The sequence below is a fragment of the Ruegeria sp. AO1 genome (assembly GCF_056535985.1).
Genome location: NZ_JBQFJC010000001.1, coordinates 3,559,534 through 3,574,216 on the forward strand (window position 1 = coordinate 3,559,534; position 14,683 = coordinate 3,574,216).

Here is a 14,683-nt window from a genome sequence, read left to right on the forward strand (position 1 = left end):
AGACCCGAAATGTTCAAGATCACCGCACTTCCCACTGACGAAGTCCGCGCCCTGCAGGCGGGCGGGCCAGATGCCTACGGCGCCACGCCAGAGCGGGCTGTTTCCACCGGCGCAGGTAATCCCTGTCGCCATTGCTTGCAGAACATCCCAGAGGGGCAGGACATGCTGACTTTGGCACATAGACCCTTTTTAGAGCCACATCCTTATGCAGAAACCGGCCCAATTTTCCTGTGCGCCAAACCATGCGAGCGTTACGAAGGAGATGCATTGCCGGAGATACTGAAGTCTTCCCCCGACTACCTGATCAAGGGCTATGGTAAGGATGATCGGATCGTCTACGGCACGGGTGCCATCACGCCGACGGACCAGATCGGAGCCAAAATTGCTGATATCTTTGACAGAGCGGACATCGCTTACATCCACGTCCGATCAGCGCGGAACAATTGCTATCAGGCGCGGATCGACCGGGCCTAGAGCTTGACCCGGTGCATACCCCGGCGCGGCTGATCCTGATCCTCGGCCGGGGTGTCATCCGCGCGCGATGAGGTCAGCGCAAGGAACACATCCTCGAGGTCTGCTTCTTCGGTTCGGACGTCGCGGATGCGGATATTGGCGGCGCGCACCGATTCCAGAACCTGCTCGGCGCTGGTCTGGGCGCTGCGGTACTGCAGCACAAGGCTGCCATCGTCGCGCAGGTTGGCCTCGACACCATCCGTCATGGGCAAATCGGTAACGGGGCTGTCAGGGGCGATCACCATCGTTCGGCTGTCCATTCGGCCCAGCAGGTTGGCCGTGCTGTCCTGGGTGATCTTTTCACCGTGATTGATGATGGCGATCTCGTCGCACATCTCTTGCGCTTCTTCCAGGTAATGCGTGGTCAGGATAATGGTCATACCCTGCTCGTTCAGCTTGCGCACATTGGCCCAGAGCATCTGGCGAAGCTCGATATCCACGCCTGCCGTTGGCTCGTCCAACACCAGGATCTTGGGGTGATGCACCAGCGCCTTGGCCAGCAACAGCCGACGCCGCATCCCGCCGGACAGCGTGCGGGCATAGGCCTCGGCCTTGTCGCTCAGGCCCACCAGTTCCAGAATCTCATCACTGCGGCGTTCGGCCTTGGGCACACCATAGAGACCAGCCTGAACCTCCAACGCACCACGTGGGGTGAAAAAGGGATCGAGGTTCAGTTCTTGCGGCATGACACCGATGGCAGCGCGGGACGAGCGTGGGTTCTTGTCCTGATCATATCCCCAGATCGAAACATGGCCGGAAGACTTCACCACCAACCCCGCAAGGATGTTGATCAGGGTCGATTTCCCCGCCCCGTTCGGACCGAGCAAACCAAAGACCGACCCGCGCGGAACGGTCAGGTCAACGCCCTTCAGCGCGTGTTTTTCGGGCTGGCCTTTGCCGCCGCGATAGGTCTTGCGCAGCCCTTCGATCCTGATTGCCGCATCGCTCATGTGGCTCTTGCCCCCGGTTTGCTCATCGCTCATAAACGCACCTAATGCATGCCCGCGAGGCCGACAACCAGTGAAGGATCGCCAGCCGTGACAATCGAAGCGCCGGAAACGAAGATCGTGGAAACTTCTCGTGTTGCCTGTGATGGCGGCGAAGGCGCGTTGGGACACCCGCGGGTGTGGCTGCAGATTCCGGAAGACACCGGTTGGGTCGAATGCCCCTATTGCGATTGCAAATATGTCCTGAAGGGCACAGAGCAAAACTGATTGCCCGCCCAAACGGGTGCCGCCCCAATCTCGCCGCGTTTATCATGGTAACTCTCGCTGAGATCAACGCAGGTGAGTGTGATGACCGACATGACTGCAACTGAGACAGCCAACCCTGTGTTCGGCTGGATCGGATTTTGCCTTGCAGCGATGGCTTTGTTCGCCGCGCTGTTCGTGTTCTGGGCCGGGCCGTTTGCACCGCAGCAATCCACCGGCGTGTCACTGGGGGAGCTGGCGGCCGAGCTTGGGAAATCCACCCTGCGCGCCGCTGCAGGTCTCGAGCAGCCAGAACCTGTCGCCCAAACCCGCGATCTGGATGATTTCCTGCAAATCGGTGTCGCCATGCTGGGCGGATTGGCCATTGTCGTCTCTGTTATTGGCATTTTGCGCCATGAACGGATGCGGCCTGCCATCGCCGGAGTGACCATTGGCGTCGGCGCTATCCTGTTTCAGTTCTTCGCGATGGCGTTTTTTGCTTTCCTAGGCGCGCTGGTCATTATGGCGCTGCTTCACAGTTTCTCGGATGTTTTTGGCGGCCTCTTTGGCGGTTAACTGACGTTCCTCACTGGTCAGTCGCGCGGCCCTGTGGCAGAACCGTCCCTGACCGACAGGGAGCACGCGCATGAGCAATTTCGGAAAAGGATGTCACCTGCATCTGATCGACGGATCGGCCTTTATTTTTCGGGCTTACCACGCGCTGCCTCCACTGACGCGCAAGTCGGATGGGCTGCCGATTGGTGCTGTGTCGGGCTTCTGCAACATGCTGCAGAAATATGTTGAGGGGAACGCCGGGCCTGACGCGCCGACCCATGTGGCCGTGATCTTCGACAAGGGCTCGCACACGTTCCGCAACGATCTCTATGATCTCTACAAAGCCAACCGCGAGGCAATGCCCGAGGATTTGCGTCCGCAGATGCCGCTGACCCGCGAGGCAACGAAGGCTTTCAACATCGCCTGCAAAGAGCTTGAGGGCTATGAGGCCGACGACATCATTGCCACGCTTGCCGTGCAGGCGCGCGAGGCTGGTGGGCGCGTGACCATCGTCAGCTCGGACAAGGACCTGATGCAGTTGGTCGGCGGCGGCGTTGAAATGCTGGACGCCATGAAGAACAAACGCATCGATACAGATGGCGTTTTCGAGAAGTTCGGCGTCGGCCCAGATCGCGTGGTCGATGTGCAGGCTCTGGCTGGGGATAGCGTTGACAACGTGCCGGGGGCCCCTGGGATCGGCGTCAAGACGGCGGCCCTTTTGATCAACGAATATGGTGATCTGGAAACACTGCTGGATCGTGCGGAAGAGATCAAACAGCCCAAGCGCCGCCAGACGCTGATCGAAAAGCGGGATCAGATCGAGCTCTCGAAGAAGCTGGTGCAGTTGGATGAGAACACGCCGCTGGATTTCACCCTCGACGACCTCGAAGTACAGGACCCTGATCCCGATACCCTGCTGGGCTTTCTGGCGGAAATGGAGTTCCGCACCCTTACCAAACGGATTGCCGACAAGCTAGGGGCTGAGGCCCCGGTCATCGCCGATGCGCCCGCGCCGGTCGAGGCGGAAGAGGTCGAGGCCCTTCCGTTCGACGCGTCGAAATACGAATGCGTGCGGGACGCCAGCGCTTTGCAGAAGTGGATTGATCAGGCCTATGAGCGTGGTTGGGTTGCGGTAGATACCGAGACCACGGGGCTGAACGAAATGATCGCCGATCTGGTCGGCATTTCGCTTTGTATCGAAGCCGGTGAGGCCTGTTACATCCCGCTGACCCACCGCGACGGATCGGCGGATGATCTGTTCGGCTCGGATGCGCTGGCCGAGGGGCAGATGCCGTTGGATAAGGCTCTAACACTGCTGAAACCGCTGTTTGAAGACCCCTCGATCCTCAAGATCGGGCAGAACATGAAATACGATGCCAAGATCTTTGCGCGCTATGGCATCGAGATAGCTCCGATCGATGACACGATGCTGATGTCCTACGCCATGCATGGTGGTGAGCATGGGCATGGGATGGATACTCTGTCCGAGCGCTATCTGAGCCACACGCCGATCCCGATCAAACCGTTGCTGGGGTCGGGCAAATCGGCGATCACCTTCGACAAGGTCGCAATTGATGAGGCCACGGCCTACGCGGCTGAGGATGCGGATATCACGCTGCGCCTGTGGCAGTTGTTCAAGCCGCAGTTGCATCAGGTTCAGGTGACGACGGTGTATGAAACACTCGAACGCCCGCTGGTGCCGGTTCTCAAAGAAATGGAGATGCACGGTATTAAGGTGGATCGCGATGTCCTCAGCCGGATGTCGAACGCCTTCGCGCAGAAAATGGCCGGGTTAGAAGCTGAAATTCACGAATTGGCCGGTGAGAACTTCAATGTCGGTTCGCCCGCGCAGTTGGGTGAGATCCTTTTCGGCAAGATGGGCCTGGAAGGCGGAAAGAAGGGGAAAACCGGGAAGTACTCGACCGGGGCCGATATTCTTGAGGACCTCGCGACCGAGCATGAGTTGCCGCGTCGGGTGCTGGACTGGCGACAGCTTTCGAAGTTGAAATCGACCTACACGGATGCGCTGCAGACCCATATCAACCCGGACACGGGCCGCGTGCATACGTCTTATTCGATCACTGGGGCGAACACGGGCCGCTTAGCCTCGACCGATCCGAACCTGCAGAACATTCCCGTCCGGACCGAGGAAGGCCGTCGCATTCGTGAGGCGTTCATCGCTGAGCCGGGCAACGTGATGGTGAGCCTCGACTACAGCCAGATCGAGTTGCGGATTTTGGCACATATCGCTGAGATACCGGCGTTGAAACAGGCCTTTGCCGACGGGTTGGACATTCATGCGATGACCGCGTCCGAGATGTTCGATGTGCCGTTGGATGAGATGACGCCGGATATCCGCCGTCAGGCCAAGGCGATCAACTTTGGTGTGATCTATGGCATCTCGGGCTTTGGTTTGGCGCGAAACCTACGTATCCCGCGGGCCGAGGCGCAAGGGTTTATCGACCGGTATTTTGAGCGTTTCCCGGGTATTAGAGCCTATATGGACGACACGGTCGCCTTCGCGAAAGAGAATGGCTATGTGCAAACCTTGTTCGGACGCAAGATCCATACGCCTGAGATCAACGCCAAGGGGCCTCATGCCGGGTTCTCGCGTCGGGCGGCGATCAATGCCCCTATTCAAGGGACAGCGGCGGATGTGATCCGGCGCGCGATGGTGCGGATGCCAGAAGCGATCAATGGGTTGCCGGCCAAAATGCTGCTGCAGGTCCACGACGAATTGCTGTTCGAAGTCGCAGAGGATGCGGTGGATGAGGTGATCGGCGTTGCGCGGGACGTGATGGAGGGGGCCTCGGACCCTGCCGTTAAGCTGGACGTGAAGCTGGTTGTGGATGCTGGCCAGGGGGCGAACTGGGCCGAAGCGCATTAAGAGGCGCTGCTCATCAGGCCCGGCGGACCCTCTTCGCAGCGGGTCAGTCCTGCGGCCTGACCATACGGTTGACGAACCGTTGTACGCTGGGGCCAAACAGAAGGATTACGGTAAAGGCGATGGGCCAGCAAAAGGCCCATGAGGCCATCCAATCGCTGAGGGTGGACGGGCCAAAGCCGATGGCTTTGACTGTTGCGATCCCGGTGACGATGCAGGACATCAACCCGGACATGATCAGGCTGAACACGGCGCGGGCATAGCGGGCAGGGATCATAAGGCGTTTCCTTGGTATCTACGGTAGGACGGACGGCGCTATTTGCGGATCAGAGATCTGCATTGGCAAGAACTGCCTTATGCATCCAATCCAGGGATGAGCTCGTCAAAGCTGTTGAGGGAGTATATTCCGCACTGACCCATCCTTCATAGCCAGAGACCTCCATCGCTTTAAATAGGGTCTGAAAATCCAGATCTCCGCTACCCGGTTCGGACCTGTGGGGCGCTGCGCCGATCTGGGCGTGGATGACGCGATTGTGAAAACGATCCCAAATCTCCAGCGGGTCCGAGTGGATCATCTCTGCGTGAAAGCTGTCATATTGCAGGCCCAGATTGGGGCGATCCACGTGATCCAAAACCTCGGCGGCCAAATCGTAGTCGTTGAGGAAATAGCCGGGCTGGGACATGGTGTTTAGCGGCTCGATGGTGAAGGCCTGATTGGGGGCTGTGTCGGCGGCCCATTGCAGGTTGCGGACAAAGCAATCCAGCGCCTCGGGCCCCGATGCATAGCCGGACATGATGTGGATCAGGCCGGGTTTGAGCACCTCGGCATAGCGCAAGACGCGGCGGATATCGGATTGGAACCGCGCTTCACCGCCTGGAACGGCGGCATAGCCCGGCTCACCCCCGGTGTAGTTTGGCGGAGGTGCATTGATCAGCACAAGCTCCAGCCCGTTGGCCAGAAGGGCACGGCGGGTCTCTTTCGCGGCCAGCTCATAGGGGAACAGAATTTCAACGGCCTTGAAGCCCGCCTCGGCCGCAGCCGGGAACCGCTCCAGATATGGGAGTTCGGCAAAGAGCAGAGAGATATTGGCGGCGAATTTGGGCATGAGAGGCCTTTGGGTCGGTGATCCGCCCAAGCTTAGTCTCCACCGATTTTCGAGGAAAGGGATTGAAAACGACAGATTGTCGAAAATCGACAAGAAGGCAGGCCCAAGTCCAGAGATGTTTGGGCTAACACGGCGAATCATTTTTCTACGCCGTTCCAACAGAAGGTCCGATCCTATGGCGATGAGCCCTGATCCTGTGCGCGGGAACACTCTTCCTATGTCCACTGGCCGCAGCTCGGCCTTGTCTGGAAACGGTCTGGCTGTGGCGTCCATGCTGACCTGGGCGGCGGGGTTTCCTGCGGCCGAAGTGTTGTTGCAGACTTGGCCTCCAGTCGCGCTGTTCGTGGCGCGTCTGGCGCTTGCCGTGGCGGTCATGGTGCCTTTGTGGTTTCTGATTGACGGGCCAAGCCGGGTATTACGCGCCCGTTGGGGGCATGCGTTGCTTGTTGGCGGGACACTCGGGGCCGGGATGTTCCTTATCATCGTGGCGCAAAAACTGACAGATCCGGTGACCGTAGCCATCATTGCCTCCTGCGCGCCATTGTTTGCCACCCTGATCGAACTGGCAACCGGGACACGGCGGTTACGTTGGAATTTTGCGCTGGGCGTTGTGGTGTCTATCATCGGCGGTCTGATCGCGACTAGTGCAGTGGCGCCCGCGCAATTGGGTTTGGGCGCGATTTGCGCCATCGTGTCCACCGGGTTGTTCTGCTGGGCGACAATGGCAACGGCGAGGGACTTCCCCGAGCTGAGCCAAACCGGGCGCAGCACTATTACGTTCTTCGGCGGCTTGGTCGTCGCTTTGTTTCTGTTCTTTGGGGCACGCCAAGTGGGTATGGACGTCATGCCAACGGCGCAGATTGATGTTCAACAGGTCGGAATGCTTGGGATCTATGCTCTGGTGTCTATGGGCCTCAGCCAGGTTCTGTTTGTCGCATCCGTCGGGAAACTGGGCGTTGCTTTGGCCTCGTTCCACATCAACATCGCACCGTTCTACGTGATGCTGATCATGCTGGTGCTGGGGGAAGAGTGGAACTGGACCCGCGCTTTGGGCGCAGGGATCGTTGCTGTGGCCGTCGTGCTGGCGCAGGATCGGAAAGTCGTTAAGGCGGCTTAGTCCGGCAGGTCTTCTGATTTGATCAACGGAAAGAAACGTTGTTCAGACCAAACGCCGAACCAGCCCTCATGATGCGCACCCATCTCGACCAACCGATAGAAGCTTTTGCGGTCAATCCGGGCCTCCAGGCCGTCGCGGATCAGAATGTATGGAGAGGGTTCCTGGGTCTGCGGGTCCATGACAACGCGGATCGGATGATCCAGCCCAGCCACCGAGACATCGCCAACCTTGGTGGTGAAAGTCAGAGCCTGCGCCACCCCCTCGCCCGAGGCATCGACGTCCACCGCGATGAACGGCGCATCCTCGACGGTGATTCCCACCTTCTCGACTGGAGTCACCAGATAGTATTTCCCGTTCTCCAGCTTAAGAATTGAGGAAAAAAGCTTCACAAGCTCGAAACGGGTGATGGGCGAGCCTAAATAACTCCAAGTGCCATCTTTGGCGATCCGGATGTCCAGATCACCGCAAAAAGGGGGATTCCAGAGGTGAACGGGGGGTAAACCCTTGGTTTTGGTCGCTTTGATCGAGGCCGCAAGACCGTCAGGGGAAGGTTTCACAGGTTTTTGTCCGCTCATTGCTTTTGCCATTTCCTCTCAGCGCGATAGACTTCATCTATAATAGTCCACGGAAGGGAAAGTCATGTCCGAACCTGCCGACCTCGTATCCGAGATCGAAGCTTTGGAAAACAAGCTGCAAGAGGCGAAATCCTCGATCACTCGCCGCTTCATCGGGCAGGAGAGGGTCGTGGACCTGACCCTGACGGCGCTGCTGTGCGGGGGGCATGCACTGCTGATCGGCTTGCCAGGTCTGGGCAAAACCCGACTGGTCGAGACGCTTTCGACCGTTATGGGCCTGCATGGCAACCGTATTCAATTCACGCCCGACCTGATGCCCGCCGATATTCTGGGGTCCGAGGTTCTGGATACTGCCGATGATGGCACGCGCCATTTCCGGTTTATTTCGGGGCCGATCTTTTGTGAGCTGCTGATGGCGGATGAGATCAACCGCGCCAGCCCTCGAACGCAGTCGGCGTTGCTGCAGGCGATGCAGGAACGCACGGTGACCGTTGCGGGCGAAGACCGCGTGCTGGGCACGCCGTTCCACGTGTTGGCAACGCAGAACCCGATTGAGCAAGAGGGCACCTATCCGCTGCCCGAAGCTCAGCTGGACCGTTTCCTTGTGCAGATCGACGTTGAGTACCCCGATCGCCAGACTGAGCGGGATATCCTTCTGGCCACCACCGGTGTGGCCGAGGAAGAGGCGCATCAGATCTTTAGCAAAGAAGAGCTGTTGGCCGCTCAGGTCCTGTTGCGCCGGATGCCTGTGGGGGATTCGGTTGTGGAACTGATCCTCGATCTGGTCCGCGCGTTCCGTCCCGAGGAAGCGGGCGTCTCGGATCGCGTCGCTGAAACCGTTGCTTGGGGTCCCGGTCCGCGTGCGGCGCAGGCACTTATGATGACCGTGCGGGCGCGGGCGATGCTGCAAGGGCGTCTGGCCCCGAATGCCGAGGACGTTCTGGATATGGCGCGCCCGGTTCTCAGCCACCGGATGGCACTGAACTTTGCGGCACGTGCGCGGGGTGACAGCCTTGCAGACCTGATCGATAGCACAGCGGCTGGTCTGATCCGCACTGAGGCTGCGGCGTGAATGCTGCGCTGACCCTTCGTCAACGTTCCGAGGTCGAGGCGTCCCGGCTGCCGCCTCTATTGGCGCGCGCCGAGCATCTGGCAGGCACTGTTCTGTTGGGTGACCATGGTCGGCGGCGATCCGGCATGGGGGACGACTTCTGGCAATATCGTCCCGCTCAGATCGGAGACAGCCGCCGGATGATCGACCACCGCCGCTCGGCACGCGGAGATCAGCAATTCGTTCGTGAACGCGAGTGGCAGATCGCGCAATCGGTCATGCTGTGGGTCGATCAGGGGGCCTCGATGCGCTTTGCGTCGGATAAGGCGCTGCCCTCCAAGGCGGATCGTGCCCGAATTTTGGGTCTGGCGGCTGCGATCCTTCTGGTGCGCGGGGGCGAGCGTGTTGGCCTGACAGGTACAACCCTGCCGCCCCGACGCGGGAATGCGCAGATCATACGCCTGGCCGAGGCATGGTCCGAGGACTCGGAGGTCGATTACGCCCCGCCCGAACACCGCGCCATGATCCCTCATGCCCGTGCGGTGTTCATCTCGGACTTTCTTGGCCCGATGGATGAGGTCGAACTGGCCCTGACCAAAGCAGCAGATCGCGGCGTTCGGGGCGTTTTGTTGCAAGTCCTCGATCCGGGGGAAGAGACGTTTCCCTTCGCGGGCCGCACCATTTTTGAAAGCGTCGGCGGCACCGTTCGGCATGAAACGCTGAAGGCCGGAGAACTGCGCGACCGGTATCTGGACCGCCTCGCTGCGCGTAAGGATGCGCTGACGCATCTGTGCCGCGCGACAGGCTGGCAATTGGGTTTGCACCACACCGAAGAAAGCGCGCAATCGGCTCTATTGTGGCTCTATCGTGCGCTGGACGGGGGTGTTCAATGACCGTTTTGGCGGGCATCGGCTTCACCGCGCCATGGGTGTTGTTGGGTCTGCTGACCCTGCCGATTCTGTGGCTGATCCTGCGCGCGGTCCCACCCGCGCCGATCCGTCGGATGTTCCCTGCGGTCACACTGTTGCTGGGCCTCAAAGACGACGAAACCGTATCGGACCGGACACCCTGGTGGTTGCTTTTGCTGCGGATGCTGGCGGCAGCAGCAATAATCATCGGGTTGGCTGGCCCAGTGCTGAATCCGTCGCGTGATCAGACGGGCACGGGTCCCCTGATGTTGGTGCTGGATGCAAGCTGGGCCGGGGCCACGCGCTGGTCGTCAACGCTAGACCAGATCGACGCGCAATTGACCGAAGCCGGACGCGCGGGCCGCCCCGTCTCGATCTTGCGCCTGACCGAGCCGGAGCCGCCCGTATTCCAGGCGGCCGAGGCGTGGCGCAACCGTTTGCCAGGCCTTGTTCCAAACCCGTGGCAGCCGACCGAGGATCAGGTTGATCAGGTCATCGCTGCGCTGGATCAGGTCGATGGCGGGTTTGATACGCATTGGTTCAGCGACCGCTTGGAGTATGAAAAACACCCAGAGTTAGTGTCGGAACTGCAGTCCCGCGGGCAAGTCACCGTCTACCGCTCGAACGCGGCTGCGCTGGCGCTTTTGCCTGCCGTTTATCAGGACGGCGTCATTCAATTGACCGCACTGCGGGCCAAACCGGGCCCGGAGGAGAGTGTGACCGTTCTGGCGCAAGGCCGTGACCCTGCGGGCACGGCGCGGGTATTGCAATCGGCCGAGATGACGTTCGCAGCTGGCGAGACCCAGGCTCAAATCGACTTCGCCCTGCCGTCGGAGCTGCGCGCCCGGATCACACGGTTTGAGCTTCAGGGCCAGCGCTCAGCCGGAGCCGTGACGCTGACCGATGACAGCCTGCGGCGGCGCGAGGTTGCGCTGATTGCAGGAACCCTCAACCGTGAGGGGCTGGAGCTGTTGTCGCCGCTGCACTACCTGACGCAGGTTCTGATCCCGACCGCCGATTTTGTCGAGGGCGGCTTGCCCGAGGTTCTACCCGCCAATCCCGATGTGATTGTTCTGTCGGATGTCGCCCAGATCTCGGGCCCGGAAGAGGTTGGTCTGATCGAATGGGTCGAGCAAGGCGGTCTGTTGCTGCGGTTTGCGGGGCCCCGCATGGCGGCCAGCGATCTGGGGCGCGACGAAGAGGATACGCTGCTGCCCGTTCGCCTGCGCAGCGGCGGGCGCACCGTTGGCGGCGCGATGAGCTGGGGGGAATCCAAGACACTGGCACCCTTTCCAGAGGACTCGCCCTTCTACGGGTTGCAGATACCGAATGATGTGACCGTTTCCACTCAGGTCATGGCGCAACCAGACCCTAACTTGGCCGATCGCGTGATTGCGTCGCTGTCGGACGGCACCCCTCTGGTCACCCGCAAGGCGCTAGGTTTGGGGCAGGTTGTCCTGTTCCACGTGACCGCCGATGCGGAATGGTCCAGCTTGCCGCTGTCTGGCCTGTTCGTGGAAATGCTGGACCGTCTGGCCGTTGCCTCGGCCGCGAAATCGCGTCAGGTCGCGCAATTGGAGGGCACCACGTGGGAGCCGGTTCAGATCATGGATGGGTTCGGCGCGTTGTCCGATGCCGGTACGCTGGCGGGTGTGGATGGGGTTGAGCTGGTGTCAGGGCAGATCGGGCCCGACCTTCGCCCCGGTCTCTATGAGAGCGGCAAACAAAAGCTGGCGCGGAATGTGCTGTCCGAGGATACAACGCTCAGCCCTGTTGCATGGCCCGCAGATGTGCCGATCCGTGGGCAGGAGGCCTCAACCGAGACGCCCTTGGGAGGAATACTTCTGAGCCTCGCATTGATCCTTTTGACCGTGGACGCAGTCGCGTCTCTGGCCTTGTCGGGCCGTTTGGGTCTGGCCAAGGCGGCAGCGGTTGCTATGGGGGCCGTGTTGCTCGTGCCCGAGGCGCAGGCGCAGTCGCCCGATGAGACCGACTTTGCCCTCGCCGCCACGCACGAACTGGTTTTGGCGCATGTGCTGACTGGCGACAGCCAGGTGGACGACATCGCGCAAGCCGGGTTGCAGGGATTGGCCCAGACGTTGAACTACCGAACCTCGGTCGAACCCGCTGCGCCGATTGGCGTTGATCTGGAACGGGACGAGCTGGCCTTTTTCCCATTGCTCTACTGGCCCATCACGCAGGATCAGCCGCGCCCTTCGGATGAGGCATATGCCAAGCTGAATGCCTATCTGCGCTCGGGCGGTATGATCCTGTTTGACACGCGCGATGCGGATATCGCAGGGTTCGGTGCCTCCAGTCCCAATGGGCGAAAGCTACAGCAACTGGCTGCGCCGCTGAATATCCCCGCGTTAGAGCCGATTCCGAACGATCATGTGCTAACGCGGACCTTCTATCTTCTGCAGGATTTCCCCGGACGCTACGCAGGAACAGATGTCTGGGTTGAGGCCGCTCCGCTGGATGCGGAACAGATCGAAGGGATGCCCTTCCGCAACCTCAACGACAACGTGACGCCCGTGGTGATCGGTGGCAATGACTGGGCCGGGGCCTGGGCGGTTGATCGAAACGGGCAGGCCCTCCTCCCCGTCGGGCGTGGCTATGCGGGGGAGCGTCAGCGCGAGCTGGCCAATCGCTTTGGGGTCAATCTGGTGATGCATGTGCTGACCGGGAACTACAAATCCGATCAGGTCCATGTGCCTGCTCTGCTGGACAGGTTGGGACAATGACCGGAACCGTTATCTTTGATCCGCTGATCCCTTGGCCAATACTACTTGCGGTCGCCTCGATCGCCGTTGCAGGCGTGGTCTTGGCGGTCTGGCGTGGGTTGTCCGGATGGGCGTTGCGCGGCTTGGCCGTTTTGGTGGTGATCGCGGCGCTTGCCGGTCCGGTCTATCAGGTCGAAGACCGCGCGCCGCTGACAGATATCGTTCTGATGATCGAGGATGAAAGCGCCAGCCAGACGCTCTCGGACAGGGCCGACCAAACCGCCCAAGCGGCTGAGGCCTTGGCGGCCGAGATCGAGTCGCGTGACAATACCGAGCTGCGCCGCATCCGCGTGGGCGACGGAGATGGCGACGAAGGCACGCAGGTGATGGCCGCTGTGAATGCGGCCCTGGCCGAGGAGCCGCGCGCGCGGGTGGCCGGTATACTTGTGGTCTCGGACGGGATCGTTCATGACGTTGATCAAGCGCCCGACTTGCCTGCGCCACTGCACCTTTTGCAGACCGGACGTGAGAGCGACTGGGATCGCAGGCTCATCGTCCGCAATGCACCTGCCTTTGCCATCATCGGTGAACCCGTAACCCTGACCCTGCGCGTTGAAGACAGCGGGGCGGCTCCGGGCGGGGCCACCAGCGCGCCGCTTGAAATCTCGGTTGATGGGGGCGAGCCGGAGGAATTCCGTATACCCATTGGCGTGGATGTCGAACTGCCGATTTCTCTGCCGCATGGCGGGCGGAACGTCATCCAGTTCACGGTTCCGGAGGCCGAAGGTGAACTGACCGATCGCAACAATACCGCATTGATCCAGATGAACGGCGTGCGCGACCGGCTGCGCGTTCTTTTGGTGTCGGGCGAGCCGCATCCCGGCGGGCGCACCTGGCGCAACCTGCTGAAATCCGACAGCTCGGTCGATTTGGTGCATTTCACCATTCTGCGCCCGCCCGAGAAACAGGATGGTGTCCCGGTGGATGAGCTTTCGCTGATCGCCTTCCCGACGCGCGAGCTGTTTCTGGAGAAAATCAACGATTTCGATCTGATCATCTTTGATCGCTACAAACGCCGGGGCATCCTGCCTGCGATCTATCTGGATAACGTCGCCGACTATATAGACAACGGGGGCGCTGTGCTGATTGCCGCAGGCCCTGATTTCGCTACCGCAGACAGCATCTTCCGCTCGCCCCTCGCGGGCAGTCTGCCAGCGCAACCGACGGCACGGGTGATCGAAGAGCGCTACGTTCCCATGGTCAGTGATCTGGGGCATCGGCACCCTGTAACCACAAATCTGGGCGATTACGAGGATTGGGGTGCATGGCTGCGCCAGATCGATGTGAATGAGCGCTCAGGCCAGGTGCTGATGACCGGCCTTGAGGACCGGCCGCTGTTGGTATTGGACCGGGTCGGTGAGGGACGGGTGGCCCTGTTGGCGTCAGACCACGCCTGGCTGTGGAGCCGTGGTTTTGAAGGCGGCGGGCCGCAGCTGGAATTGTTGCGACGTCTGGCACATTGGATGATGAAAGAGCCCGAGCTTGAAGAAGAGGCGCTTTGGGCCGAGGCCAACGGCCAGTCGATGCGCATCATTCGCCAGACCCTCGAAGAAGAGGTAGGGCCGGTCACGATTACCCGGCCCAATGGCGAAACGCTTGAGATCACCCTTGAAGAGGTCTCACCCGGACGGTTCGAGGCGCAGTATTTCGGGCCCGAGATTGGCCTCTATCGCCTGCAGGAAGGCGATTTGATGGCGGTAATCGGCCTCGGCCCTGCGGCCCCGAAAGAGTTCGAGCGTACGATCGCAACAGGGGACGTGCTGGAACCTGTGATCGCCGCCATGCGCGGTGGTGTGATCCGGCTGGAAGAGGGCTTACCTTCAATCCGCAACGTCCGCGCTGGGCGTCCGGCTGCAGGGCGCGGCTGGATCGGTCTTACCCCACGCGAAGCTTATGAGACGCGGGACGTTACGCAAGCCGGGCTGCTGCCACCATGGCTGGTTCTGTTGCTGGCCGGTGGGTTCTTGCTGGGCGGTTGGCTGCGCGAAGGCCGTCGCTAGA

13 protein-coding genes are annotated in these 14,683 nt (G+C 60.7%); 9 read left to right on the forward strand and 4 right to left on the reverse strand.

Annotation, left to right across the window (positions count from 1 at the left end):
* Positions 1–9: 9 nt before the first annotated feature.
* Entirely contained in the window at positions 10–474 is a 465-nt protein-coding gene (locus tag ACR3FB_RS17715; RefSeq protein WP_480566385.1) for a DUF1203 domain-containing protein, read from the forward strand.
* Here ACR3FB_RS17715 and ACR3FB_RS17720 read toward each other — a convergent pair.
* Positions 471–1,463 carry an ABC transporter ATP-binding protein gene (locus ACR3FB_RS17720; RefSeq protein ID WP_170379840.1) on the reverse strand — a complete coding sequence of 331 codons (993 nt, stop codon included), beginning with the start codon at positions 1,461–1,463 and terminating at the stop codon, positions 471–473. The genes ACR3FB_RS17715 and ACR3FB_RS17720 overlap by 4 nt on opposite strands.
* An 87-nt stretch (positions 1,464–1,550) precedes the next feature.
* On the opposite strand from ACR3FB_RS17720, the gene ACR3FB_RS17725 reads away from it, so the two are divergent.
* From ACR3FB_RS17725 to polA, 3 genes are all read left to right on the forward strand, one after another.
* Complete coding sequence (locus ACR3FB_RS17725; RefSeq protein ID WP_170459503.1) at positions 1,551–1,727, forward strand: zinc-finger domain-containing protein; 177 nt, start codon at positions 1,551–1,553, stop codon at positions 1,725–1,727.
* A gap of 81 nt (positions 1,728–1,808) precedes the next feature.
* The gene (locus ACR3FB_RS17730) at positions 1,809–2,279 is read left to right on the forward strand and encodes a hypothetical protein (protein WP_480566387.1); all 471 of its coding nucleotides are present in this window, start codon (positions 1,809–1,811) and stop codon (positions 2,277–2,279) included.
* Between the two features lie 70 nt (positions 2,280–2,349).
* Positions 2,350–5,145, forward strand: coding sequence for a DNA polymerase I (polA, locus tag ACR3FB_RS17735; RefSeq protein ID WP_480566389.1), 2,796 nt, complete (start codon positions 2,350–2,352; stop codon positions 5,143–5,145).
* Between the two features lie 43 nt (positions 5,146–5,188).
* On the opposite strand, the gene ACR3FB_RS17740 is transcribed toward polA, so the two are convergent.
* Positions 5,189–5,419 carry a DUF2798 domain-containing protein gene (locus ACR3FB_RS17740; protein ID WP_170379529.1) on the reverse strand — a complete coding sequence of 77 codons (231 nt, stop codon included), beginning with the start codon at positions 5,417–5,419 and terminating at the stop codon, positions 5,189–5,191.
* A gap of 49 nt (positions 5,420–5,468) precedes the next feature.
* A complete protein-coding gene (locus ACR3FB_RS17745) occupies positions 5,469–6,248 on the reverse strand; it encodes a hydroxypyruvate isomerase family protein (protein ID WP_480566391.1) in 780 nt (259 codons plus the stop codon).
* Between the two features lie 217 nt (positions 6,249–6,465).
* Here ACR3FB_RS17745 and ACR3FB_RS17750 point away from each other — a divergent pair, with 217 nt between their 5' ends.
* Complete coding sequence (locus ACR3FB_RS17750) at positions 6,466–7,365, forward strand: DMT family transporter (RefSeq protein WP_480566393.1); 900 nt, start codon at positions 6,466–6,468, stop codon at positions 7,363–7,365.
* On the opposite strand, the gene ACR3FB_RS17755 is transcribed toward ACR3FB_RS17750, so the two are convergent.
* Positions 7,362–7,940: a DUF1285 domain-containing protein gene (locus tag ACR3FB_RS17755; protein ID WP_480566395.1), complete on the reverse strand. Its 579-nt coding sequence runs from the start codon at positions 7,938–7,940 to the stop codon at positions 7,362–7,364. The genes ACR3FB_RS17750 and ACR3FB_RS17755 overlap by 4 nt on opposite strands.
* Positions 7,941–8,004: 64 nt before the next feature.
* Between ACR3FB_RS17755 and ACR3FB_RS17760 the strand changes: the two genes are divergently transcribed.
* From ACR3FB_RS17760 to ACR3FB_RS17775, 4 genes are read left to right on the forward strand one after another with little or no spacing between them, the layout of a single operon-like run.
* Positions 8,005–9,012 (forward strand): AAA family ATPase, encoded by a 1,008-nt coding sequence (locus tag ACR3FB_RS17760; protein WP_170481858.1) that lies wholly within the window; start codon positions 8,005–8,007, stop codon positions 9,010–9,012.
* A complete protein-coding gene (locus tag ACR3FB_RS17765; RefSeq protein WP_480566397.1) occupies positions 9,009–9,884 on the forward strand; it encodes a DUF58 domain-containing protein in 876 nt (291 codons plus the stop codon). Before ACR3FB_RS17760 ends, ACR3FB_RS17765 begins: the two co-directional genes overlap by 4 nt.
* Positions 9,881–12,643 (forward strand): DUF4159 domain-containing protein, encoded by a 2,763-nt coding sequence (locus ACR3FB_RS17770; RefSeq protein WP_480566399.1) that lies wholly within the window; start codon positions 9,881–9,883, stop codon positions 12,641–12,643. The genes ACR3FB_RS17765 and ACR3FB_RS17770 overlap by 4 nt, the downstream gene beginning before the upstream one ends.
* Positions 12,640–14,682: a hypothetical protein gene (locus tag ACR3FB_RS17775; RefSeq protein WP_480566401.1), complete on the forward strand. Its 2,043-nt coding sequence runs from the start codon at positions 12,640–12,642 to the stop codon at positions 14,680–14,682. The genes ACR3FB_RS17770 and ACR3FB_RS17775 overlap by 4 nt, the downstream gene beginning before the upstream one ends.
* The last annotated feature ends 1 nt before the right edge of the window (position 14,683 follow it).

Coding starts and splice junctions, on each gene's coding strand:
- ACR3FB_RS17715 (WP_480566385.1), top strand. CDS start 10: ATGTTCAAGATCACCGCACTTCCCACTGACGAAGTCCGCGCCCTGCAG.
- ACR3FB_RS17720 (WP_170379840.1), bottom strand. CDS start 1,463: ATGAGCGATGCGGCAATCAGGATCGAAGGGCTGCGCAAGACCTATCGC.
- ACR3FB_RS17730 (WP_480566387.1), top strand. CDS start 1,809: ATGACCGACATGACTGCAACTGAGACAGCCAACCCTGTGTTCGGCTGG.
- polA (WP_480566389.1), top strand. CDS start 2,350: ATGAGCAATTTCGGAAAAGGATGTCACCTGCATCTGATCGACGGATCG.
- ACR3FB_RS17740 (WP_170379529.1), bottom strand. CDS start 5,419: ATGATCCCTGCCCGCTATGCCCGCGCCGTGTTCAGCCTGATCATGTCC.
- ACR3FB_RS17745 (WP_480566391.1), bottom strand. CDS start 6,248: ATGCCCAAATTCGCCGCCAATATCTCTCTGCTCTTTGCCGAACTCCCA.
- ACR3FB_RS17750 (WP_480566393.1), top strand. CDS start 6,466: ATGTCCACTGGCCGCAGCTCGGCCTTGTCTGGAAACGGTCTGGCTGTG.
- ACR3FB_RS17755 (WP_480566395.1), bottom strand. CDS start 7,940: ATGAGCGGACAAAAACCTGTGAAACCTTCCCCTGACGGTCTTGCGGCC.
- ACR3FB_RS17760 (WP_170481858.1), top strand. CDS start 8,005: ATGTCCGAACCTGCCGACCTCGTATCCGAGATCGAAGCTTTGGAAAAC.
- ACR3FB_RS17770 (WP_480566399.1), top strand. CDS start 9,881: ATGACCGTTTTGGCGGGCATCGGCTTCACCGCGCCATGGGTGTTGTTG.
- ACR3FB_RS17775 (WP_480566401.1), top strand. CDS start 12,640: ATGACCGGAACCGTTATCTTTGATCCGCTGATCCCTTGGCCAATACTA.